This window comes from Rhizobium sp. Rhizsp82, from assembly GCF_047325115.1.
Classification (GTDB): Bacteria; Pseudomonadota; Alphaproteobacteria; order Rhizobiales; family Rhizobiaceae; genus Rhizobium.
Window position 1 is genome coordinate 2,614,404 of sequence record NZ_CP168570.1, and the last position, 21,010, is coordinate 2,635,413.

Genomic DNA, 21,010 nt, shown 5'->3' on the forward strand with positions numbered 1-21,010 from the left:
TGCCAAGACGGTCAAGTGTCGCAGACAATAAATGCGGCAAAATTCGGCATTTTGGCAAAATGCGCCGTTCTCATAGGCAGTTGGATAGTATTTGGGCAGTGTTTTGCGGAAAAATACCGCGCAATTCACTGATATATCTGCGAAAGTAACGATGCGGGTAATTTTCGGGCAGTTCCGGCTACGGGGTTGACCCGCCTTTTCCCGAGGTCCAAAACTCGCCCATTGCATCCCTCGCCAAAGGCTATTTCAGACTATGAAAGACAAAGACGGTCTCCTGCAAAATGCAGGCATCAACACCCGCCTCTCGCATCTCGGCAACGATCCCTCGGAATATCACGGCTTCGTCAATCCGCCTGTCGTGCATGCATCGACCGTGCTGTTCCCCAATGCCAAGGCGATGGAAACGCGGGCGCAGAAATACACCTATGGAACCCGCGGCACGCCGACCACCGATGCGCTCTGCGAGGCGATCGACGAGCTCGAGGGGTCGGCCGGTACGATCCTGGTGCCGTCGGGCCTGGCGGCGGTCACGGTGCCGTTCCTTGCCTTCCTCTCGGCAGGCGATCATGCGCTGATCGTCGATTCCGTCTACACGCCGACCCGCCATTTCTGCGATACGATGCTGACGCGCCTCGGCGTCGAGGTGGAGTACTACGACCCGGCGATCGGCGCCGGCATCGAGCAGTTGTTCAAGCCGAATACCAAGCTGGTGCACACCGAGGCGCCGGGCTCGAACACGTTCGAGATGCAGGACATCCCGGCCATCGCCGCAATCGCCCACAAGCACGGCGCCGTCGTTGCCATGGACAATACCTGGGCGACCCCGGTCTATTTCCGCCCGCTCGATTTCGGCGTCGATATCTCGATCCACGCCGCGACCAAGTATCCGGCCGGCCATTCCGATATCCTGATGGGCACCGTTTCGGCCAATGCCAAGCATTGGGAGCAGCTGAAGGAAGCCAACATCACGCTCGGTATCTGCGGCGCGCCCGACGACGCTTACCAGGTATTGCGCGGGTTGCGCACCATGGGCATCCGCCTGGAGCGCCACAACGAAAGCGCGCTTGCCGTTGCAAAATGGCTTGAGGGCCGGGAGGAAGTGGCCAAGGTGCTGCATCCGGCCCTGCCGAGCTTCAAGGGGCACGACATCTGGAAGCGTGACTTCAAGGGCGCCAGCGGCATTTTCTCCTTCGTGCTCAAGGCCGATTCCGCCGAGCAGTTCAAGCCGAAGGCGCATGCCTTCCTCGATGCGCTCAGCATCTTTGGCCTCGGCTGGTCCTGGGGTGGTTTCGAGTGCCTCGCGGTTCACGTCAACCTGAACGACCGCCGTATCGCCAAGGCGCCGGAAGGCGGCCCGCTGATCCGCCTGCAGATCGGTCTCGAAGATGTTGCCGACATCAAGGCCGACATCGAGCGCGGCTTTGCCGCATCGAACGCCGTCTGATCAGGCCTGCGGCCGGTAGCCGTAGATCCAGTCGAGATCCGCCGCGAGACTTTGCGGCGGCTTCATCGACAAGACGATATCACGCCCGATCCTGATGGGACCGCGGGCGTGATAGGCAAAGCGGTTGAACGCACCGCGCTTGCGGATCCTGGCAATCCGCGCCGTTCTCAGCGCCTCGAAGCGGGGCAGGGCCTGTTCCGCTTCTTTCCTGGACAGCATCGCCCCAAGCTCGAAAGCATCTTCGATCGCCATCGCCGCGCCCTGCGCCGCAAAGGGCATCATCGCATGGGCGGCATCGCCGATCAGCACGTGGTCGCGTCCGTTCTGCCAGCGGCCCCCGGTCGCCTCGTAGAGCGGCCAGAAGGTTGGTGCGATGTCGCCAAAGAGTGACTTGATGCCCGGGTGCCAGCCCTTGAAGCGCGATCGCAATATCTCCAGCTGGTGACGTTCCGCTCCGCCGTCCCAGAGGTGCCGGTCATCCGTGCCGCCGGTGATCGCCACTAGATTGAAGCTCGCGGTCTCTTTCAGCGGATAGCAGACGAGATGTGCGGCCGGGCCGAGATAGGCCGCGACATTGTCGCGATCGAGAAAATCAGGCGCCGACGCCTGAGAAATCGTGAAGCGATAGGCGATATTGCCGGAGAACCGCGGCGAGGGCGCACCGGGAATATGCTGGCGCATCTTCGACCAGACGCCATCGGCGCCGATCACCAACCCGGCAGGCAGGCTAGCGGATTCGAACGGTGTTCCAAGATGCAGGCGGCAGAGCGGGTTGCTGCGCACGGCTTCGAGCAGAACCCGTTGCAAGGTCGCACGATGCAGCACGCCATACGGCGCGTCCCACCGGTCGCGCGCAAAACGTCCGGCCGGAACGGCGGCGAGAGGCCGCAGCGTATCGCCGGCGACGAGCCGGATCATCTCGGGCTCAAGCCAGTGCTTCTCGATCTCGGAGAGAACGCCGAGTTCACGCAGGATTCGCGATGCATTGGGGGAGAGCTGCAGTCCGGCGCCGACTTCGGCAAGCGCGCTCGCCTGCTCGAAGATGTCGGAGCCGATACCGTGCCTGGCAAGCGCCAGCGCGGCCGTCAGCCCCGCAATTCCAGCGCCCGCAATGGCGGCATGGTCGACCGGCATCTGTTATCCGATCCAGGAAGAAACGATCAGGCGGCCTTGACGTGGAAAACGCAGCCGGCCGGGTTCGTCTGGTTGGACTTCAGCGCGCCGTTGAAGCGGTAGAGCGTCGAGCAGTAGGAGCAGACCTTCTCGTTGTCGTCGCCCATGTCGATGAAGATATGCGGATGGTCGAACGGCACGGATGCGCCGGTGCACATGAATTCCTTCACGCCGACTTCGATCACGCGGTGTCCGCCGTCGTTCTGGAAGTGAGGAATGCTGTGGCCGGCCATGTCTGTCTCCGAATGCTTTGAAATTTGGCCGGACATTATCTTTCTTCGCCGCAAATGTGTAGAGCCAAAGCGCCGCAAGCGGCATGGTTTTTTGCCCACCGGGGTTCACCTCGCGGCAGCGATAAAATATGGTCCGCCGCAAACAGGAACCTGCCTTTATGAACTTGAATACGCCCGCATTCTCCAGCTTCACGCATGATGGCCTCAACCTCGCCTATTTCGATGAAGGCGATCCGAATGGCGCACCGGTTCTGCTGATCCACGGATTTGCCTCGACCGCCCATGTGAACTGGGTGCATCCGGGCTGGCTGAAGACGCTGGGCGATGCCGGTTACCGCGTCATTGCCATGGACAACCGCGGTCACGGCGCAAGCGACAAGCCGCATGATGCCGAGGCCTACCGCCCCTGGATCATGGCGGCTGACTCCATGGCGCTTCTCGACCATCTCGGCATTCCGGAAGCCAATGTCATGGGCTACTCGATGGGTGCCCGCATCTCCGTCTTCGCAGCACTTGCCAATCCCCACCGCGTCCGCTCGCTGGTGCTCGGCGGTCTCGGCATCGGCATGACCGATGGCGTCGGCGACTGGGACCCGATCGCCGATGCACTGCTGGCGCCCTCGGTCGATACCGTCACGCATGATCGCGGCCGCATGTTCCGCATGTTTGCCGAGCAGACCAGGAGCGATCGCCAGGCGCTTGCCATGTGCATCCGCGGATCGCGCGATCTCGTCGCACGGGCCGACATGGGAAAGATCGAGGCACCGACGCTGATCGGCGTCGGAACAAAGGACGACATCGCGGGTTCGCCTCAGGAGCTTGCCGCCCTGATGCCGAATGCCGAAGCGCTGGATATCCCGGGCCGCGACCACATGCTGGCGGTCGGCGACAGGGTGTTCAAGAAGGCCGTTCTGGAGTTTTACGAGAAAGTCGCCTGACGGTGACATGCCGCTTTTGAGCGGATCTTCACGGAAAAATCATCCTAAAAAGGTCTGGCGGCTGCACCCATTTATGTTACAGCCGTTTTGCTTTATACAATGACCTTCCCAAGGGAAATGAGGAGACCGGTAATGGTCGCGAAGACAGACATTCGTCCTCTTGAAGCTGCAAGCTCGCTCAAGGTGATGGATCCGATCTGGGACAGCCTGCGCGAAGAAGCGCGCGTTGCTGCCGAGAAGGATCCGGTCCTGGCGGCTTTCCTTTATTCGACGGTGATCAATCACCGCTCGCTGGAAGAATGCGTCATCCACCGTATCTGCGAACGCCTCGACCATCCCGATATGCAGGCGACGCTGCTGCGTCAGGCTTTTGACGAGATGCTGTCCGACTGGCCGGAATGGAGCGACATCCTGCGTGTCGACATCCAGGCGATCTACGACCGCGATCCCGCATGCCTGCGCTTCATGGAAGCCGTGCTCTATTTCAAGGGTTTTCACGCGCTGCAGACCCATCGTCTGGCTCATTGGCTGCTCAACCGTGGACGCCGCGATCTGGCGCTCTATCTGCAGAGCCGTTCGTCCAGCGTATTTCAGACGGATATCAATCCGGCGGCGCGGATCGGCAAGGGCATCTTCCTCGATCACGCAACCGGTCTGGTGGTCGGCGAAACGGCTGTGATCGGTGACAACGTCTCGATCCTGCACGGAGTAACGCTCGGCGGTACCGGCAAGGAAGGCGCAGACCGCCATCCGAAGATCGGTAGCGGCGTGCTGATCGGCGCGGGTGCCAAGATCCTCGGCAATATCGAGATCGGCTATTGCTCCCGTGTCGCCGCAGGCTCGGTGGTGTTGAAGGCCGTTCCCCCGAAGACGACCGTTGCCGGCGTGCCGGCGAAGGTGGTCGGAGAAGCCGGGTGTTCGGAGCCGTCGCGGATAATGGACCAGGTGATCGGCGCCGATATCTGAGCCGCTCATATCAGAAACGGCTGAAAAAGCGGGCGACAAACGCAAGGGGAAAGCCGGTGCACTTGCATGCCGGCAGCCTTTACAGCGCCGCTTTTCCTGTGCAAGAAGCGGCCAACTGAGACCGCTAGGAGATCAAGTGTGAAGCCTGAAGAACTCAAGAAGCTCGACGCCTATTTCAAGAAAACGCTCAATCCGGAAATCGTCGTGAAGGCGCGTCCGCGCAAGAACGACTCGGCTGAAGTTTACCTCGGCGAGGAGTTCCTGGGTGTCGTCTATATCGATGACGAAGACGGCGACCGCTCCTATAACTTCTCGATGGCGATCCTCGACGTCGATCTCTGATCAGCGCCGCCATTCGCTGAATATCACGGGCCGCTCTGCGGCCCGTTCGTTTTTGCCGAAACAATCCGGGCGGAATCGCTGGATGAACCCGCCCTCTGCTCCATTTTAGGGATTGCGAATGCGATGAACCAAGATGGAGGCTGAGGACATGGGTATTTTCGACAAGATCAAGCATGCGATCTTCGGTGAGGCCAAGGCGGCACCGGTAACGGCCGCTGCGCCGCCGAAGGCCGAGCCTGCTGTGGCGGCTCCCGCTTCGCCGTCAGCCGCCCCTGCGGCTGCGGCGCCCGCAGTATCTCCGGCGCCCTCTGCACCCGCGCCGAGCACCGCAGCTCCCGTCGATATCGTACCCATCCTCGATGCTGCCGTGAAGAAGAGCGGCCAGAAACTCGACTGGCGCCGCTCGATCGTCGATCTGATGAAGGCGGTCGGCATGGATGCCAGCCTTGCCGAGCGCAAGGAGCTGGCAGCCGAGCTTGGTTATTCCGGTGATACCGGCGACTCCGCCAAGATGAACATGTTCCTCCACAAGGCGCTGATGAAGCGGCTGTCGGAGAATGGCGGCAAGGTGCCGGCCGATCTGCTCGACTAGGAGGCAAACGCAAATGTGTTTCGAGGCTTCGCTGGCTAATGGCGAAGCCTCAGGTTGCGACTTGCTGATATATGTCTGCAAAATCAACGATGGATGTACGTCCCTCTTTTTTGCTTGAGAATTCGCGGTTGCGAATGCACGCATGAGTCGTTTTGCATCGCACAAAATCGCTTGACTCCTGAAGCTTTGCAGCTACCTTTTTTGCTGCAGAGCCGAAGAGGAGGATGTGCATGTTCAACTTTGACGAGACGAACCGCAAGAGCAAGGAAGCCATGGACACGGTGCTCAAGAGCTATTCGGATAGCGCCAAGGGCTTCCAGGCGATCGCCACCGAAGCTGTGGAATATTCCAAGAAATCCTTTGAAGACGCAGTCAAGCATTTCGAGGCGCTGACGGGCGTTCGCAGCATCGAAGCTGCCTTCGACCTTCAGAGCAGTTATGTGAAATCGTCCTACGAAAGCTTCGTTGCCGAAGCCACCAAGATGGGCGACATGTATTCCGACCTCGCCAAGGGCGCCTACAAGCCCTACGAGGCACAGGTTCCGGCGCCGATCGTGAAGGCCGCCAAGGCTGCAGCGCAGGCGACGCCCGCCGCGGCCTGATTTCATGCGCCTGATGGGCGCACCCCTTGAAAAACGAAGACCGGCTACGCACTTGCGGCCGGTCTTTTTTGTTTTCTGCCGCGTTCAAGAAATAGTCCGGGACTTTTTTCGCGTTTGCGTCAAGTCCTGCGGAATTGTGATTGCAGTCGGGAACAAGGGGCTTAAAATCGCAGCATTATGAACTAAGTTAGTGTTTCAGATATTCGGTGGGTAAAGCATCCTCCCATGCACCATCGGACTGATCGAGGAATGAATGAAAATGATCGCAAAGCCGATCCGGATGCAAAACGATGGCGAAAGGAACGGGGACAACGGAAATCGCGGAACCTCGGTCATTACACGTACCAAGCCGAAGACCAAGAAGCCTAATCTCTACCGCGTGCTCATCCTGAATGACGACTACACCCCCATGGAATTCGTCATCCACATCCTGGAGCGGTTTTTCCAGAAAGATCGCGAAAGTGCCACCCGCATCATGCTGCATGTCCATAACCACGGCGTCGGCGAGTGCGGGATATTTACATACGAGGTAGCGGAGACCAAGGTGAGCCAGGTGATGGACTTTGCCCGGCAGCATCAGCATCCGCTGCAATGCGTCATGGAAAAGAAGTGAGGATCACAACGTGCCAACATTTTCGCCTAGCTTAGAAAAGGCGCTCCATCAGGCACTCACCTTTGCCAACGAGCGGCATCACGAATATGCCACGCTCGAGCATCTGCTGCTCGCCCTTGTAGACGACTCCGATGCGGCCGCGGTCATGGGTGCCTGCAACGTCGATCTCGACGCGCTCCGCAAGACACTGATCGAGTACATCGACAACGAACTCTCCAACCTGGTCACCGGATATGACGAGGACTCGAAGCCGACCTCCGGCTTCCAGCGCGTCATCCAGCGTGCCGTTATCCATGTCCAGTCCTCCGGCCGCGAGGAAGTGACCGGCGCCAATGTGCTCGTCGCCATCTTCGCCGAGCGCGAAAGCCATGCCGCATACTTCCTGCAGGAACAGGAAATGACCCGCTACGACGCGGTCAACTACATCTCGCACGGGATCGGCAAGCGGCCGGGCTCGTCGGAAAGCCGCACCCCGCGCGGTGCCGAGGACGAATCCGAAAGCAAGCCGAGCGCATCGCGCGGCGGCGAGGACGATGCAGCCGGCAAGAAGCAGCAGGATGCGCTGAAGGCTTACTGCGTCAATCTCAACGAGAAGGCCAAGACCGGCAAGATCGACCCGCTGATCGGCCGCCACGCCGAAGTCAGCCGCACGATCCAGGTCCTGTGCCGCCGTTCCAAGAACAATCCGCTCTATGTCGGTGATCCCGGCGTCGGCAAGACGGCGATCGCCGAAGGCCTCGCCAAGCGCATCGTCGAAGGCAAGGTTCCGGAAGCGCTCGCTGACGCTACCATCTTTTCGCTCGACATGGGCACGCTGCTCGCCGGCACCCGCTACCGCGGTGACTTCGAAGAGCGCCTGAAGCAGGTCGTCAAGGAGCTCGAAGAGTATCCGGGCGCCGTTCTGTTCATCGACGAGATACATACGGTCATCGGCGCCGGCGCCACCTCGGGTGGCGCGATGGATGCATCGAACCTCCTGAAGCCTGCTCTGTCTTCGGGTGCGATCCGTTGCATCGGTTCGACCACCTACAAGGAATACCGCCAGTTCTTCGAAAAGGACCGGGCTCTGGTTCGCCGTTTCCAGAAGATCGACGTCAACGAGCCGTCGATCGACGATGCGATCGAAATCATGAAGGGCCTGAAGCCTTACTTCGAAGAGTATCACCACCTGCGTTACTCGAACGACGCCATCAAGTCGGCTGTCGAGCTGTCGGCCCGCTATATCTCGGACCGCAAGCTGCCGGATAAGGCGATCGATGTCATCGACGAAACCGGTGCGGCACAGATGCTGTTGCCGCCGTCGCGCCGTCGCAAGCTGATCACCGAAAAGGAGATCGAAGCGACGATCGCGACCATGGCCCGCATTCCGCCGAAGACCGTGTCGAAGGATGACGAAGCCGTTCTTGCCAATCTCGAGCAGGAATTGCGCTCGGTGGTCTACGGCCAGGATACGGCGATCGAAGCCCTGTCGACGGCGATCAAGCTGGCCCGTGCCGGTCTGCGCGAACCGAACAAGCCGATCGGCTCCTACGTCTTCTCCGGCCCGACGGGCGTCGGCAAGACGGAAGTCGCCAAGCAGCTTGCTTCCTCGCTCGGCGTCGAGATGCTGCGCTTCGACATGTCCGAGTACATGGAGCGTCACACGGTTTCCCGTCTGCTCGGCGCACCTCCCGGCTATGTCGGCTTCGACCAGGGCGGTCTCCTGACCGATGGTGTCGATCAGCATCCGCATTGCGTCGTTCTGCTCGACGAAATCGAGAAGGCGCATCCTGACATCTACAACATCCTGTTGCAGGTGATGGACCACGGCACGCTGACCGACCATAACGGCAAGAAGATCGACTTTCGCAACGTCATCCTGATCATGACGACCAATGCGGGCGCGTCCGAAATGGCCAAGGCCGCCTTCGGCTTCGGTTCGTCGAAGCGCAGCGGTGAGGATGAAGAGGCGCTGAACCGCCTGTTCACGCCAGAGTTCCGCAACCGTCTCGATGCGATCATTCCATTCGCCTCGCTGCCGACCGCCGTCATCCACAAGGTCGTCCAGAAGTTCATCATGCAGCTGGAAGCACAGCTTTCCGAACGCAACGTGACCTTCGACCTGCACGAGGATGCGATCGCCTGGCTGGCCGAAAAGGGTTACGACGAGAAGATGGGTGCCCGCCCGCTCGCTCGCGTCATCCAGGATGTCATCAAGAAGCCGCTGGCCAACGAAATCCTCTTCGGCAAGCTGAAGAAGGGTGGCGTCGTCACCGTCAGCGTCGGTCCGAAGGAAGACGGCAAACCCGGCATCGTGCTCAATTCCGTTTCGGAACTGGCGCCGATCAAGCCGAAGCCCGAAGCCGAGGCCATCCATCCGGAAGCCGATCATGACGACGATGGCGAGCTGAAGACCAAGGCCAAGAAGGTCACGGCGAAGAAGGCGAAAGCCTCGGCCGAGCCCGAAGTCAAATCCGCGCCCAAGAAGGGCAGTGCCGTACCGAAAGTGCCGCGCAAGAACTGAATGTCACCGGCAGGTGAATAACGAAAAGGCCGCAGCGATGCGGCCTTTTTGCTTTAGGTGATCGCCGGCCTCAGAGTGGCTGGTAGTCGATTTCGAGGAAATCCTCGACCTCGGGCACCCACCGGTCGCGAACGAAGGCGACATGGGCGGGATGCACATTATAGGCGTCGTAGCCGGCCTGGTTTTCGAACTCCATGGAAAAGCCGAACGCGAAGGCGTTCTTCGGGCTGGTCTGACGGAGTTGCTCGAAGTTGCGTACGCTCGGAATCTGCGCCAGATCGAGTGCGGCGCTGAGAAACGCCTTCTCTTCAGGCGAACCGGCGGAATGCTTGAGGCGGAACGCCACGGTATGACGGATCATCGATAGTTCTCCCGACGATTGCTGGCTCAGCCGAGCTCGGCCTTGATCTTCTCGGCATTGGCGGCAAGCACGGCACCGTCCTCCATCTTGCCGGAATGCGGCTTCAGCGCCACGCCCTCGTGGCGCGGGATGACGTGAAAGTGCAGGTGGAACACCGTCTGGCCGGCTGCCGGTTCGTTGAACTGGCAGACGAAGACGCCGTCGGCGTCGAAGGCATCCTGCACGGCATTGGCGATTTTCTGGACGACGGTGATCGAATGCGAAAGCACTGCCGGATCGGCATCGAGGATGTTGCGCGACGGCGCCTTGGGAACGACCAGCACATGGCCCGGCGCCTGCGGCATCACATCCATGAAGGCAACGGTCTGCTCGTCCTCGTAGACGCGATGGGAGGGGATTTCGTCGCGCAGGATCTTGGCGAAGATGTTGTTGTCGTCATAGGCGGCGCTGGTCATCGAAATCTCCTCATGTGTGCTGATCGGGTAGCGCGGCGGAGGCGAGGGCGTCAATCCTCCTGCTGCCGTTCGCCTTTGCGAAAGGGGCTGTGGTCGGTGAGGATCTCGTTCATATGCTCGACATCCTCCCGCTCGCGTTCGAGATAATCCGAAATCGCCCGGCGAAGCCCCGCGTGAGCGACGTAATGCGCCGAATGCGTCGTGACCGGCAGGTAGCCGCGGGCAAGCTTGTGCTCGCCCTGTGCGCCCGCCTCGACCCGCTTCAGGCCCTTGGCAAGCGCAAAGTCGATCGCCTGATGATAGCAGACCTCGAAATGCAGGTAGGGGTGGTCCTCGATACAGCCCCAGTGGCGGCCGTAAAGCGTATCGCCGCCGATGAAATTGATGGCGCCCGCCACATAGCGCCCGTCGCGCTTGGCCATGACCAGCAGGATATCGTCAGGCATGCGTTGGCCGATCAGCGAATAGAAGTCTCGCGTGAGATAGGGCCGGCCCCATTTGCGGCTGCCGGTATCCATGTAGAAAGAAAAGAACTGGTCCCAGATCCGCTCGGTCAGATCGGCGCCGGTCAGCCAGTCGATGCTGATGCCGTTCTCGAGCGCCGCCCGCCGCTCCTTCTTCAGCGCCTTACGCTTGCGCGATGCCAGCGTCTCCAGGAAGGCGTCGTGATCGGCATAGCCGTCATTGATGAAATGGAACTGCTGGTCGGTGCGATGCAGATAGCCGTCCGTCTCGAAGACCGAAATCTCGTCTTCAGGAACGAAGGTCACATGCGCCGAGGAAACGCCGAGGCGGCGCACGACTTCCTTGAGGCTTTCGGCAATCGCACTCTGGATCGGCCGCCGATCGAAACCTTCGGCGACGAGCAGGCGCGGCCCCGTCGCTGGCGTAAAGGGGATCGAGCACTGGAGTTTCGGATAATAGCGCCCGCCGGCGCGCTCGAAGGCGTCGGCCCAGCCGTGATCGAAGACATATTCGCCTTGGCTGTGGTTCTTGAGATAGCCGGGCAGGGCGCCGATCAGCTCTCCCTTGTCTGTCTCCAGCAGCAGGTGATGCCCGAGCCAGCCGGTATCGGCCGTCGCCGAGCCTGATTCTTCAAGAGAAGACAGGAAGGCGTGGGAGAGGAATGGATTGTAGGGAACGGTGTCCGCCGCTTTCGATGTTCCGGAGAGCCGTGACCAGCTCTCCGGGGAAATGGCGGTAAAAGACCGTTCGACGCGGATCGAGATTTCATCAGTCATGGAGCAAAAGACGAAGCCTTCGGGGGGAGGAGTGTGGCTCCCTTTCAGTCTGCGCACGATCTTGTCCAAAAAGCGAGCATCAAACCGAAACGCGCGGATCAAATCCCTCGAAGGTCATCTGATCGGCGTTTTCGAACGTATGCTTGCGGGCCTTCTCGTCGCGGACCGTCCAGGTGATCACCGGAATGCCCTTGGCGCGCTGGCCCGAGATGAACGGGTTCGGCAGGTCGGCGAAGAAATAGGAAATGAAGTCGAGGCCGAGTGCCATCGCCTTCTCATGCACCTCGAATTCCTCCGGCTTGTTGCCGCCAGCGGTCAGGCCGACCGGGTAGGGCGCGTTCAGCGCCTTCAGGTCGCGCAGCAGCCAATGGTCGAAGCTCATCAGCGCCACCTTGCCCTGGTATCCTTCGAGCACCTCGAGCACTGTTTCGGCAAAGCCTTCGTCATCGGCCTCGCGGCCCTTGAGTTCGAGCACCAGCGGCACCTTGCCCCGGACGAGATCGAGCAGCTGCTTCAGCGTCGGGATCTTGTCGGCAGTGCCACCGACCGAAAGCAGGCCGAGTTCCTGCGAGGTCCGGGCGCGGATATCGCCCGGCATGTTGCAGAGGCGCTCGAGGTTCTCGTCGTGGAAGATGATCGGCACGCCATCGGAGGCGTAGTGCAGGTCGCATTCGATCGCAAAACCGGCTTCGACAGCGCGCGAAAACGCGCTCAGTGTGTTTTCCCAGACGAGCTTGTTGGTGTCGTGGTAGCCGCGGTGGGCGACCGGGAGTTCCTTAATCCAGGCTGCGGAGGTCATGTTATGCGATTTCCATGATGGCATCGATTTCGACGGCGGCGTTGAACGGCAGGGCGGCCATGCCGACGGCGGCGCGCGCATGCTTGCCGGCTTCGCCGAGAACGTTGGCGATCAGGTTGGACGCGCCGTTGATGACGAGGTGCTGCTCGACGAATTCAGGAGCGGAGGCAACGAAGCCGTTCAGCTTGATGACGCGCCTGATGCGGCCGAGATTGCCGCCGAGCGCGGCATTGGCCTGCGCCAGGATGTTGATGGCACAGAGTTCGGCGGCGCGCTGGCCGGCAGCAACGTCGACATTCTTGCCGAGATGGCCGCTGACGGCGACCTTGCCGCCTTCGAGCGGCAGCTGGCCGGAGATGTAGAGAAGTCCGCCGCTGATCACATAGGGAACATAGTTCGCCGCAGGAGCAGCCGCTTCCGGCAGAGTTATCCCCATTTCCTTGAGTTTTGCGGCAATCTGGTCGGACATTTTCGCCTCCACTTTCATTGTCAATGCTTCAAAAATTATGCATCAAGACTAGAATATTGCGTATGACAGCTTCCAGCCTCGATTTGGCCGAAAGCGTTCTTATAACATCGCGGCCGAGTCCAACAGGAGATAATGGATGTTCCGATCGAGTCTTGCCGCTCTGCTGCTTGCAAGCGTTTCCGCAAATGCATGGGCTGCGGCGCCCGCTGCCGGAGCGGCGATCGCGTCTGGCCTTGTCGCGCATCGGGCAATTTACGATCTGGAGCTCAAGGACGCCTCGGAACGCTCGGGCATTGCCGGCATGTCGGGCCGCATGGTCTACGAATTCAACGGCAATTACTGTGAAGGCTTCACAACCAATTTCCGTTTCGTGACGCAGATCGATACCGGCGACAACACCCGCGTCAGCGACCAGCAGACCAAGACCTTCGAGAATATCAAGGACCGCAAATTCACCTTCGAGACGAAGTCCTTCACGGACGATCAACTCGACAAGGAAGTGAATGGCGAAGCGAGCGACAAGGCCGATGGCGTCACCGTCGATCTGACGAGCCCGCAGGCAAAGGAGCTGCAGCTCGCCGAGAGCCGTTTCCCGACCGAGCACATGCTCGACGTGATCGAGAACGCCAAGTCGGGCAAGCGCTTCTTCGAAGCCCGCGTCTTCGACGGTTCCGACGATGGCGACAAGGCCCTGGCGACCACGACCGTTGTCGGCAAGCTCGTCAGCCCCAAGGCCGGCGACGAGGCTGATGCCGGTAATGCCGGCGCATTCGCCAAGACCGCTTTCTGGCCGGTGACGATTTCCTACTTCAACGAGAACAGCAAGACCGACGCCTTGCCAGTCTACCGCATGTCGTTCAAGCTCTATGAGAACGGCATCACCCGTGACCTGACGATGGACTATGGCGACTTCGTTCTGACGGGAAAGCTCGCCAAGCTTGAAATGCTCGACAAGAAGCCCGAGACCTGCAAGTAACCTCTTGAAGCCGCATCGAATCGGCAGGTCTTCTTCCGGGAGGTTGGCATGGCACACATGCCGGTAAAATTGCTTGCGACATCCTTGATCGCGCTCGGCGCCGTCTGCGCCGCCGCGCTGCCCGCGCTGGCGGCCGATTGCAGTGATACGCCCTATTCCGGCGTCGACTGGAGCAATTGCAACAAGAAGAACCTGATGCTGGAGTCGAGCGACTTCGAGGGCGCCAATCTCTCGGATGCCGACCTGTCGCAGACCAGCCTGAAAGGCGCCAATCTCACTTCGGCGAATTTCGAGAAGGCGACGCTGGTGCGCGCCTGGCTCGAGGGTGCCAAGGCTGACGGCGCCAAGTTCGACAAGATCGAAGCCTACCGCTCGGTTTTCCAGAATGCCTCGGCGCAGAAGGCCTCCTTCGTTGCTGCTGAGCTGCAGCGCGCCGACTTCACCGGCGCACAGCTTTCGGGCTCAAGCTTCGAGAAGGCCGAGCTCGGCCGTACCAATTTCAGCAAGGCGACGCTCAGCGAATCCAAGTTTTCGCTCGCGAACCTGTCGCGCGCCAACATGGTCGGCGCGACTTTCGGGGGGCAGGTCAGATTCGACCGTGCCTTCATGTATCTGACGCGCATCGAAGGCGTCGATCTGTCTTCGGCGCAGGGGCTGGAGCAGACGCAGATCGAGCTTGCCTGCGGCGACGCCTCGACGAAGCTGCCGTCGGGCCTCAAGGCGCCGGCCGGTTGGCCATGCCCGGCTGAAACCGACAATTGACGCCGGCAGCGCCCGCGGATTCTTGCAATCAGGCAGTTTTTTTCCGCGCGAGCCTTGCATTTGCAGTGAATCGACTGTAAGGGCACCCGCATTCCACACGCAAGGCATGGGATGGTCCGGGAGAAATCCGGATTGTTCCGCCCGGTGGCATCCCGAAAGGATGCTGTTCGTCTTGCGGGGGTTCAACCGGAAAAGGATGACTAGGCATGGCATTGCCCGATTTTTCTATGCGCCAGCTTCTTGAAGCAGGCGTCCACTTCGGCCACCAGACGCACCGCTGGAACCCGAAGATGAAGCCGTACATTTTCGGCGATCGTAACAACATTCACATCATCGACCTCGCTCAGACGGTTCCGATGCTGTCGCGCGCCCTCCAGGTCGTTTCCGACACCGTCGCCCGTGGCGGCCGCGTTCTGTTCGTTGGCACCAAGCGTCAGGCTTCCGAGCTCATTGCTGACTCGGCTAAGCGTTCCGCTCAGTACTACGTCAACTCCCGTTGGCTCGGCGGCATGATGACCAACTGGAAGACGATCTCCAACTCGATCCAGCGCCTGCGCAAGCTCGACGAGATCCTCAGCTCGGAAGGCTCCGGCTACTCCAAGAAGGAACGCCTGAACCTCGAGCGCGAGCGCGAAAAGCTCGACAAGGCCCTCGGTGGTATCAAGGACATGGGCGGCACGCCGGACCTGATGTTCATCATCGACACCAACAAGGAAAAGATCGCGATCGACGAAGCCAAGCGCCTCGGCATTCCGGTCGTTGCCATCATCGACTCGAACTGCGATCCGGACCTGATCGACTATCCGATCCCGGGTAACGACGACGCTTCGCGCGCCATCGCTCTTTACTGCGACCTGATCGCACGCGCTGCCATCGACGGCATCGCTCGTCAGCAGGGCGCATCGGGCCGCGATCTCGGCGCAGCGATCGATGCACCGGTTGAGCCGGCGCTCGACGAAACCGGCGCCTGATAAAGAAGCAGGCGGGCAGTATCGCCCGTCATGCTTTCCAGAGATTGGGAAAGGCCGCTCGCGACTCTCAGAAGTTCGGCGGCCTTGACCATTTCAGGCGAGGGCGATCTGCCCCTTGCCGCCACAGTTTCGATATGACGCGTCATTCATCACGCTGTCATACATACAGGTACATTTCGTGCCTCAATCCGGTGCAGCACCGCGTTTCGCGGGCCACCGTTTGAACCGACAAAGAGGAAGCTTATGACCGAGATTACGGCTGCACTGGTAAAGGAACTGCGCGAGAAGTCCGGCGCAGGCATGATGGACTGCAAGAAGGCGCTGCTGGAAACCAACGGCGACATCGAAGCAGCGATCGACTGGCTCCGTGCCAAGGGCATCTCGAAGGCCGACAAGAAGGCTGGCCGCGCTGCTGCCGAAGGTCTGGTTGCCATCGCTGGCGCCGGCCATAAGGCTGTTGTCGTCGAGCTGAACTCCGAAACCGACTTCGTCGCCCGTAACGACGCCTTCCAGGACCTCGTCCGCGGCATCGCCAACGTTGCTCTCGGCACCGATGGTTCGGTTGAAGCCATCGCTGCTGCGACCTACCCGGCATCCGGCAAGCCGGTCGCCGACACCATCAAGGACGCGATCGCAACCATCGGCGAAAACATGACGCTCCGTCGCGCTGCCAAGCTCGAAGTCGAGCACGGCGTTGTTGCGACCTACATCCACAACGCTGCCGGCGACGGCATCGGCAAGCTCGGCGTTCTCGTCGCTCTGAAGTCGGAAGGCGACAAGGCTGTCCTGACCTCGATCGGCCGCCAGGTTGCCATGCACATCGCTGCGACCAACCCGCTCGCGATCCGCGCCGAAGAAGTCGACGCTGCCGTTGCCGAGCGCGAACGCAACGTCTTCATCGAGCAGGCCCGCGAATCCGGCAAGCCGGAAGCCATCATCGAAAAGATGGTCGAAGGCCGTATGCGCAAGTTCTTCGAAGAAGTCGCTCTGCTCTCGCAGGCTTTCGTCATCAACCCCGACCTGACGGTCGGCGCTGCTGTCAAGGAAGCTGAAAAGGAAGCCGGCGCGAAGATCGAAGTCGTCGGCATGGCACGCCTCCTCCTCGGCGAAGGCGTCGAGAAGGAAGAGAGCGACTTCGCTGCTGAAGTTGCTGCTGTCGCCAAGGGCTGATAGCGCCTCATACATGTGAAAACGCAAGGGCATCGCGTGACAACGCGGTGCCCTTCGTGTATCCGGCAGTCAGCGGTGAATAACGAGGAGCCAAGATGTCGCGAGAGCCTGTCTACAAACGTGTTCTACTCAAGGCTTCCGGCGAAGCCCTCATGGGCAGCCAGGGCTTCGGTATCGACGTAGCGGTAGCGGACCGCATTGCGTCCGATATCGCTGAAGCCCGCCAGATGGGCGTCGAAGTCGGCGTCGTCGTCGGCGGCGGCAACATTTTCCGCGGCGTTGCGGTCGCCTCCAAGGGCGGCGATCGGGTGACCGGCGACCACATGGGGATGCTCGCGACCGTCATCAACGCGCTGGCGCTCGCAACCTCGCTGCGCAAGCTGAATATCGATACGGTCGTCCTGTCGGCCATCGCCATGCCGGAGATCTGTGAGAGCTTCTCCCAGCGCGCGACGCTCTACCACCTGTCGCTCGGCCGCGTGGTGATCTTCGCCGGCGGTACCGGCAATCCCTTCTTCACGACCGACTCCGCTGCAGCGCTGCGCGCCGCCGAAATGGGCGCCGAAGCGATCTTCAAGGGCACGCAGGTCGACGGCATCTATTCGGCCGATCCGAAGAAGGTTCCGGACGCGACGCGCTTCGACCGGCTGACGCACAAGGAAGTGCTCGACAAGGGCCTCGCGGTCATGGACGTCGCAGCCGTTGCGCTTGCCCGCGAAAACTCCATTCCGATCATCGTCTTCTCGATCCACGAGAAGGGTGGTTTTGCTGAAATCTTGACGGGCGGTGGCCTCAAGACCATCGTATCCGACAACTGACGATAGACTGCGCCGCGTGAGACGGCGCGATTGCGACTGAGACGGGAGCATTGCTATGAGTGAAGGCATCGACATCAAGGAAATCAAGCGCCGCATGGATGGCGCGGTTTCCGCATTCAAGAGCGATATCGCATCGCTGCGCACCGGCCGTGCCTCGGCCAACATCCTGGATCCGGTGACGGTCGAAGCCTACGGTTCGCGCGTGCCGCTCAACCAGGTCGCCAACATCACCGTGCCGGAGCCTCGCATGTTGTCGGTATCGGTCTGGGACAAGTCGATGGTTTCCGCCACCGAGCGCGCCATCCGCGAATCGAGCCTCGGCCTGAACCCGATCGTCGACGGCCAGAATCTGCGCATTCCGCTGCCGGAGCTCAACGAAGAGCGCCGCAAGTCGCTGGTCAAGGTTGCCCACGATTACGCCGAAAAGAGCAAGGTGGCGATTCGCCATGTTCGCCGTGACGGCATGGACGGCCTTAAGAAAGCCGAAAAGGACGGTGTCATTGGCCAGGATGAAAGCCGCGCCCAGTCCGATCGTGTGCAGAAGATGACGGATGAGACGATTTCCGAAATCGATCGCTTGCTTGCGGATAAGGAAAAGGAAATCATGCAGGTCTAAGGCTTTCGCCTGCGCCCCCAAGAAACCGGACGGGAAATGTCGAAACCAGCATTCGCAAGCATGCCAGAACACGTTGCCATCATCATGGATGGCAACGGCCGTTGGGCCAAGCAGCGTGGCCTGCCGCGCGCCATGGGCCACCGCAAGGGTGTCGAAGCCGTACGCAAAACCGTGCGCGCTGCCGGCGACGCTGGCGTCAAGTATCTGACGCTGTTCGCATTCTCTTCGGAGAACTGGCGCCGACCCGAAGCCGAAGTGTCGGATCTGATGGGCCTGCTCAAGGCCTTCATCCGCCGCGATCTTGCCGAACTGCATTCCGAAAATGTCCGCATCCGGATCATCGGCGATCGCTACACGCTGCGCAGCGATATTCTCGATTTGCTGCTGGAAGCCGAAGAGACGACGCGCAACAACACGGCGCTGACGCTCGTCATCGCCTTCAACTATGGCTCGCGCGACGAGATCGCCCGGGCCATGGTGAGCCTGGCCGAGGACGTCGAGGCCGGCGTGCTGCGGGCGCAGGACGTGACGCCGGCGCTGATCAATGCCCGGCTGGATACGGCTGGCATTCCCGACCCCGACCTCATCATCCGCACCAGCGGCGAGGAGCGGCTGTCGAACTTCCTGCTCTGGCAGGCCGCCTATTCCGAATTCATCTTCGTGCCGGAATACTGGCCGGACTTCGGGCGCGAACTCTTCTATTCCGCCCTCGAAAAATTCGCCGCCCGCGATCGCCGTTTCGGTGGCTTGTCGTCGCAGGCCGCAGCAGTGGGTACTTGATGCAGCAGGAACTGAAGCTCCGTATCATCTCAGGAATCATTCTGGCCGCGATCGTGCTCGCGGCGACCTGGTACGGAGGTCTGGCGTTCCGCGCGCTGTCGTCGCTGATCGGGCTGCTAATCTATTATGAATGGTCGGCGATCACAGGCCTGCAGCGCGAGCAGCCGGCGGCCAATGTCGTCGGTTGGGCCGGGCAGGGCGCCATCGCCCTTGCAATCCTGCTGGAGCGTTTCGACTGGGCGCTCGGGGCTCTCCTGGCACTCTTTCTGGTCGCGATCGGTTTCGTCGTCCTGCGCGGCGTCAGCCGCTGGTTTCCGGCAGGCGTCGTCTATGCCGGGCTGACAGGGATCGCGCTCGCCGAAATCCGCGGCGCCGACCTTTCCGGCCTGCATGCCATGCTCTTCGTCTTCGCCGTCGTCTGGGCGACCGATATTCTCGCCTATTTCGTCGGCCGCGCCATCGGTGGCCCGAAGCTGGCGCCGAAGATCTCTCCCGGAAAGACACAATCGGGCGCCATGGGCGGTGCCGTCTCGGCGGTGATTGCCGGTAGCCTGATCGCCTACATCTTCGTGCCGGGCGCCGATTGGGTCGTCGCCGCGGCGGTCGCCTTCATCCTGTCGGTCTGCAGCCAGGCGGGCGATCTCTTCGAATCCTTCATCAAGCGCCGTTTCGGCGTCAAGGATTCGAGCCATCTGATTCCCGGACATGGCGGGGTCATGGACCGCGTTGACGGTCTGATTTTTGCCTGCTTTGCGGCTTTCTTGCTTGCGACAGGTTTTTCCTTGATAAAGGGCGGAGCAGCAGCGCCGCTCGGTGCGGCACTGTTCGGACTTTGAAAGCGGCGAAAGGCGGCGGAAGAAACTTATGGAAGGCTTGACCGGTATATTCGGCTTCCTGACGGGATATATTATCCCCTTTGTATTGGTGCTCTCCCTGCTCGTTTTCGTGCATGAGATGGGCCACTATCTCGTTGGCCGCTGGAGCGGCATCCGCATCCTGGCCTTTTCCGTCGGCTTCGGTCCCGAAATCATCGGCTTCAGCGACCGCCACGGCACGCGCTGGAAGATTTCCGCCATCCCGCTCGGCGGCTATGTGCGATTCTTCGGTGACGAGGATGCATCGAGCAAGCCGGATACCAGTGTTCTCGACGCAATGTCCGACGAGGACCGGGCGCGCTCGTTTGCCGGCGCCAAGCTCTGGAAGCGTGCTGCGACGGTAGCGGCCGGTCCGATTGCCAATTTCATTCTGGCGATCGCCATCTTCACGGTGCTCTTCTCGATCTACGGCCGCTCTGTCGCTGATCCTGTCGTTGCCGAGGTCAAGCCTGAGAGCGCTGCCGCAGAAGCAGGCATTCTCCCCGGAGACCTGCTGATCGCGATTGACGGCGGAAAGGTCGAGACCTTCGACGATGTCCGCCGCTATGTCAGCATTCGTCCCGAGCAGAAGATTGTCGTCAGCATCGAACGCAATGGCGAGAAGATGGATCTGCCGATGGTGCCGAAGCGCACCGACATGACCGACCAGTTCGGCAACAAGATCGAGATCGGCTTGATCGGCATCGTTACCAACCAGGAAGTCGGTCACTTCCGGATTCAGACCTACACGCCGGTCCAGGCGCTCCAGGAAGGCACGGTTCAGACCTGGCATATCGTCACTGGCACCTTCAAATATATCGGCAATCTCTTTGCCGGATACATGAAGCCCGACCAGCTCGGCGGACCGATCCGCGTTGCGCAGGCATCCGGCCAAATGGCGACGCTTGGTGTTGCCGCGGTGCTGCAACTGGCGGCGGTATTGTCGGTCTCTATTGGATTGCTTAACCTCATGCCCGTCCCGGTACTTGATGGCGGGCATCTGATGTTCTATGCGATTGAAGCCGTGAGGGGAAAACCTTTGGGGTCATCGGCTCAGGAAATTGCATTTCGCATTGGTCTGGCTATGGTGCTCTCGCTAATGGTTTTTGCTACTTGGAATGACATAAGCGCGCTCATTGGATAAGGGCGTCTGGCGAGGGAAAATTACCGTTTATTTACGATGTTTCAAAGCTGTAGTGGCGAATGGGTCACGCTTCGAAATGAAGTAAACAGAAATTAACTTGCTACCTTGCTTGTATGTCAAAAGCGGGTAAAACGACACACGTGGCCGGAATCGGGGTTATCCCGGCGACGGGGACGAGAAAAAAGGTA

At 60.6% G+C, this 21,010-nt stretch carries 24 protein-coding genes; 17 read left to right on the top strand and 7 right to left on the bottom strand.

The genetic code is table 11. The features are described 5' to 3' along the window. The first annotated feature begins 253 nt into the window (after positions 1 to 253). Entirely contained in the window at positions 254 to 1,444 is a 1,191-nt protein-coding gene (locus ACEN84_RS17970) for a cystathionine beta-lyase (protein WP_413709434.1), read from the top strand. Here the strand turns inward: ACEN84_RS17970 and ACEN84_RS17975 are convergent, their stop codons facing one another. Together ACEN84_RS17975 and ACEN84_RS17980 are read right to left on the bottom strand one after the other, a co-directional pair. Then, positions 1,445 to 2,578: an FAD-dependent monooxygenase gene (locus tag ACEN84_RS17975; protein ID WP_413709435.1), complete on the bottom strand. Its 1,134-nt coding sequence runs from the start codon at positions 2,576 to 2,578 to the stop codon at positions 1,445 to 1,447. A 26-nt stretch (positions 2,579 to 2,604) separates the two neighbouring features. Further along, positions 2,605 to 2,850: a zinc-finger domain-containing protein gene (locus ACEN84_RS17980; RefSeq protein WP_112711699.1), complete on the bottom strand. Its 246-nt coding sequence runs from the start codon at positions 2,848 to 2,850 to the stop codon at positions 2,605 to 2,607. Between the two features lie 158 nt (positions 2,851 to 3,008). On the opposite strand from ACEN84_RS17980, the gene ACEN84_RS17985 reads away from it, so the two are divergent. The 7 genes from ACEN84_RS17985 (at position 3,009) to clpA (ending at position 9,406) form a co-directional block, all read left to right on the top strand. Further along, the gene (locus ACEN84_RS17985; protein WP_413709436.1) at positions 3,009 to 3,788 is read left to right on the top strand and encodes an alpha/beta fold hydrolase; all 780 of its coding nucleotides are present in this window, start codon (positions 3,009 to 3,011) and stop codon (positions 3,786 to 3,788) included. 132 nt (positions 3,789 to 3,920) lie between these two features. Beyond that, the gene (gene cysE / locus ACEN84_RS17990) at positions 3,921 to 4,754 is read left to right on the top strand and encodes a serine O-acetyltransferase (RefSeq protein WP_112711703.1); all 834 of its coding nucleotides are present in this window, start codon (positions 3,921 to 3,923) and stop codon (positions 4,752 to 4,754) included. 138 nt (positions 4,755 to 4,892) lie between these two features. After that, the gene (locus ACEN84_RS17995; RefSeq protein WP_112388095.1) at positions 4,893 to 5,096 is read left to right on the top strand and encodes a DUF3126 family protein; all 204 of its coding nucleotides are present in this window, start codon (positions 4,893 to 4,895) and stop codon (positions 5,094 to 5,096) included. Positions 5,097 to 5,244: 148 nt separating this feature from the next. Beyond that, positions 5,245 to 5,688 (top strand): DUF3597 domain-containing protein, encoded by a 444-nt coding sequence (locus ACEN84_RS18000; protein ID WP_413709437.1) that lies wholly within the window; start codon positions 5,245 to 5,247, stop codon positions 5,686 to 5,688. Positions 5,689 to 5,918: 230 nt separating this feature from the next. Next, a complete protein-coding gene (locus ACEN84_RS18005; protein WP_413709438.1) occupies positions 5,919 to 6,290 on the top strand; it encodes a phasin family protein in 372 nt (123 codons plus the stop codon). 259 nt (positions 6,291 to 6,549) lie between these two features. Further along, positions 6,550 to 6,903 carry an ATP-dependent Clp protease adapter ClpS gene (clpS, locus tag ACEN84_RS18010; protein ID WP_112388172.1) on the top strand — a complete coding sequence of 118 codons (354 nt, stop codon included), beginning with the start codon at positions 6,550 to 6,552 and terminating at the stop codon, positions 6,901 to 6,903. Between the two features lie 10 nt (positions 6,904 to 6,913). Further along, on the top strand, positions 6,914 to 9,406 hold the full coding sequence (gene clpA / locus ACEN84_RS18015; RefSeq protein WP_112711709.1) for an ATP-dependent Clp protease ATP-binding subunit ClpA: 2,493 nt from the start codon (positions 6,914 to 6,916) through the stop codon (positions 9,404 to 9,406). Positions 9,407 to 9,476: 70 nt separating this feature from the next. On the opposite strand, the gene ACEN84_RS18020 is transcribed toward clpA, so the two are convergent. From ACEN84_RS18020 to ACEN84_RS18040, 5 genes are all read right to left on the bottom strand, one after another. Next, entirely contained in the window at positions 9,477 to 9,767 is a 291-nt protein-coding gene (locus tag ACEN84_RS18020; RefSeq protein ID WP_130278399.1) for a Dabb family protein, read from the bottom strand. 26 nt (positions 9,768 to 9,793) lie between these two features. Then, positions 9,794 to 10,222, bottom strand: a complete 429-nt coding sequence (locus ACEN84_RS18025) for an HIT family protein (RefSeq protein ID WP_413709439.1) — start codon at positions 10,220 to 10,222, stop codon at positions 9,794 to 9,796. A 50-nt stretch (positions 10,223 to 10,272) separates the two neighbouring features. Continuing rightward, positions 10,273 to 11,463 carry a GNAT family N-acetyltransferase gene (locus ACEN84_RS18030; RefSeq protein WP_413709440.1) on the bottom strand — a complete coding sequence of 397 codons (1,191 nt, stop codon included), beginning with the start codon at positions 11,461 to 11,463 and terminating at the stop codon, positions 10,273 to 10,275. Between the two features lie 79 nt (positions 11,464 to 11,542). After that, positions 11,543 to 12,262, bottom strand: coding sequence for a glycerophosphodiester phosphodiesterase (locus tag ACEN84_RS18035; protein ID WP_413709441.1), 720 nt, complete (start codon positions 12,260 to 12,262; stop codon positions 11,543 to 11,545). A 1-nt stretch (position 12,263) separates the two neighbouring features. Then, a complete protein-coding gene (locus ACEN84_RS18040) occupies positions 12,264 to 12,731 on the bottom strand; it encodes a RidA family protein (RefSeq protein ID WP_413709442.1) in 468 nt (155 codons plus the stop codon). Positions 12,732 to 12,867: 136 nt separating this feature from the next. On the opposite strand from ACEN84_RS18040, the gene ACEN84_RS18045 reads away from it, so the two are divergent. The 9 genes from ACEN84_RS18045 to rseP all read left to right on the top strand — a co-directional run bounded on the left by ACEN84_RS18045 (position 12,868) and on the right by rseP (position 20,822). Further along, complete coding sequence (locus ACEN84_RS18045) at positions 12,868 to 13,707, top strand: cell envelope integrity EipB family protein (protein WP_130278396.1); 840 nt, start codon at positions 12,868 to 12,870, stop codon at positions 13,705 to 13,707. A gap of 57 nt (positions 13,708 to 13,764) precedes the next feature. Further along, on the top strand, positions 13,765 to 14,469 hold the full coding sequence (locus ACEN84_RS18050; RefSeq protein WP_413711323.1) for a pentapeptide repeat-containing protein: 705 nt from the start codon (positions 13,765 to 13,767) through the stop codon (positions 14,467 to 14,469). Between the two features lie 206 nt (positions 14,470 to 14,675). Beyond that, positions 14,676 to 15,440, top strand: coding sequence for a 30S ribosomal protein S2 (gene rpsB / locus ACEN84_RS18055; RefSeq protein ID WP_112711723.1), 765 nt, complete (start codon positions 14,676 to 14,678; stop codon positions 15,438 to 15,440). Positions 15,441 to 15,683: 243 nt separating this feature from the next. After that, positions 15,684 to 16,610 (top strand): translation elongation factor Ts, encoded by a 927-nt coding sequence (tsf, locus tag ACEN84_RS18060; protein ID WP_112711725.1) that lies wholly within the window; start codon positions 15,684 to 15,686, stop codon positions 16,608 to 16,610. 95 nt (positions 16,611 to 16,705) lie between these two features. Further along, positions 16,706 to 17,428, top strand: a complete 723-nt coding sequence (gene pyrH / locus ACEN84_RS18065; protein WP_112711727.1) for a UMP kinase — start codon at positions 16,706 to 16,708, stop codon at positions 17,426 to 17,428. A 55-nt stretch (positions 17,429 to 17,483) separates the two neighbouring features. Continuing rightward, entirely contained in the window at positions 17,484 to 18,044 is a 561-nt protein-coding gene (gene frr / locus ACEN84_RS18070; RefSeq protein WP_112711729.1) for a ribosome recycling factor, read from the top strand. 36 nt (positions 18,045 to 18,080) lie between these two features. Further along, complete coding sequence (locus ACEN84_RS18075; protein WP_413709443.1) at positions 18,081 to 18,824, top strand: isoprenyl transferase; 744 nt, start codon at positions 18,081 to 18,083, stop codon at positions 18,822 to 18,824. Next, complete coding sequence (locus ACEN84_RS18080) at positions 18,824 to 19,660, top strand: phosphatidate cytidylyltransferase (protein ID WP_112711733.1); 837 nt, start codon at positions 18,824 to 18,826, stop codon at positions 19,658 to 19,660. The genes ACEN84_RS18075 and ACEN84_RS18080 overlap by 1 nt, the downstream gene beginning before the upstream one ends. A 28-nt stretch (positions 19,661 to 19,688) precedes the next feature. Continuing rightward, positions 19,689 to 20,822, top strand: a complete 1,134-nt coding sequence (gene rseP / locus ACEN84_RS18085; protein ID WP_112711735.1) for an RIP metalloprotease RseP — start codon at positions 19,689 to 19,691, stop codon at positions 20,820 to 20,822. Positions 20,823 to 21,010 lie beyond the last annotated feature (188 nt).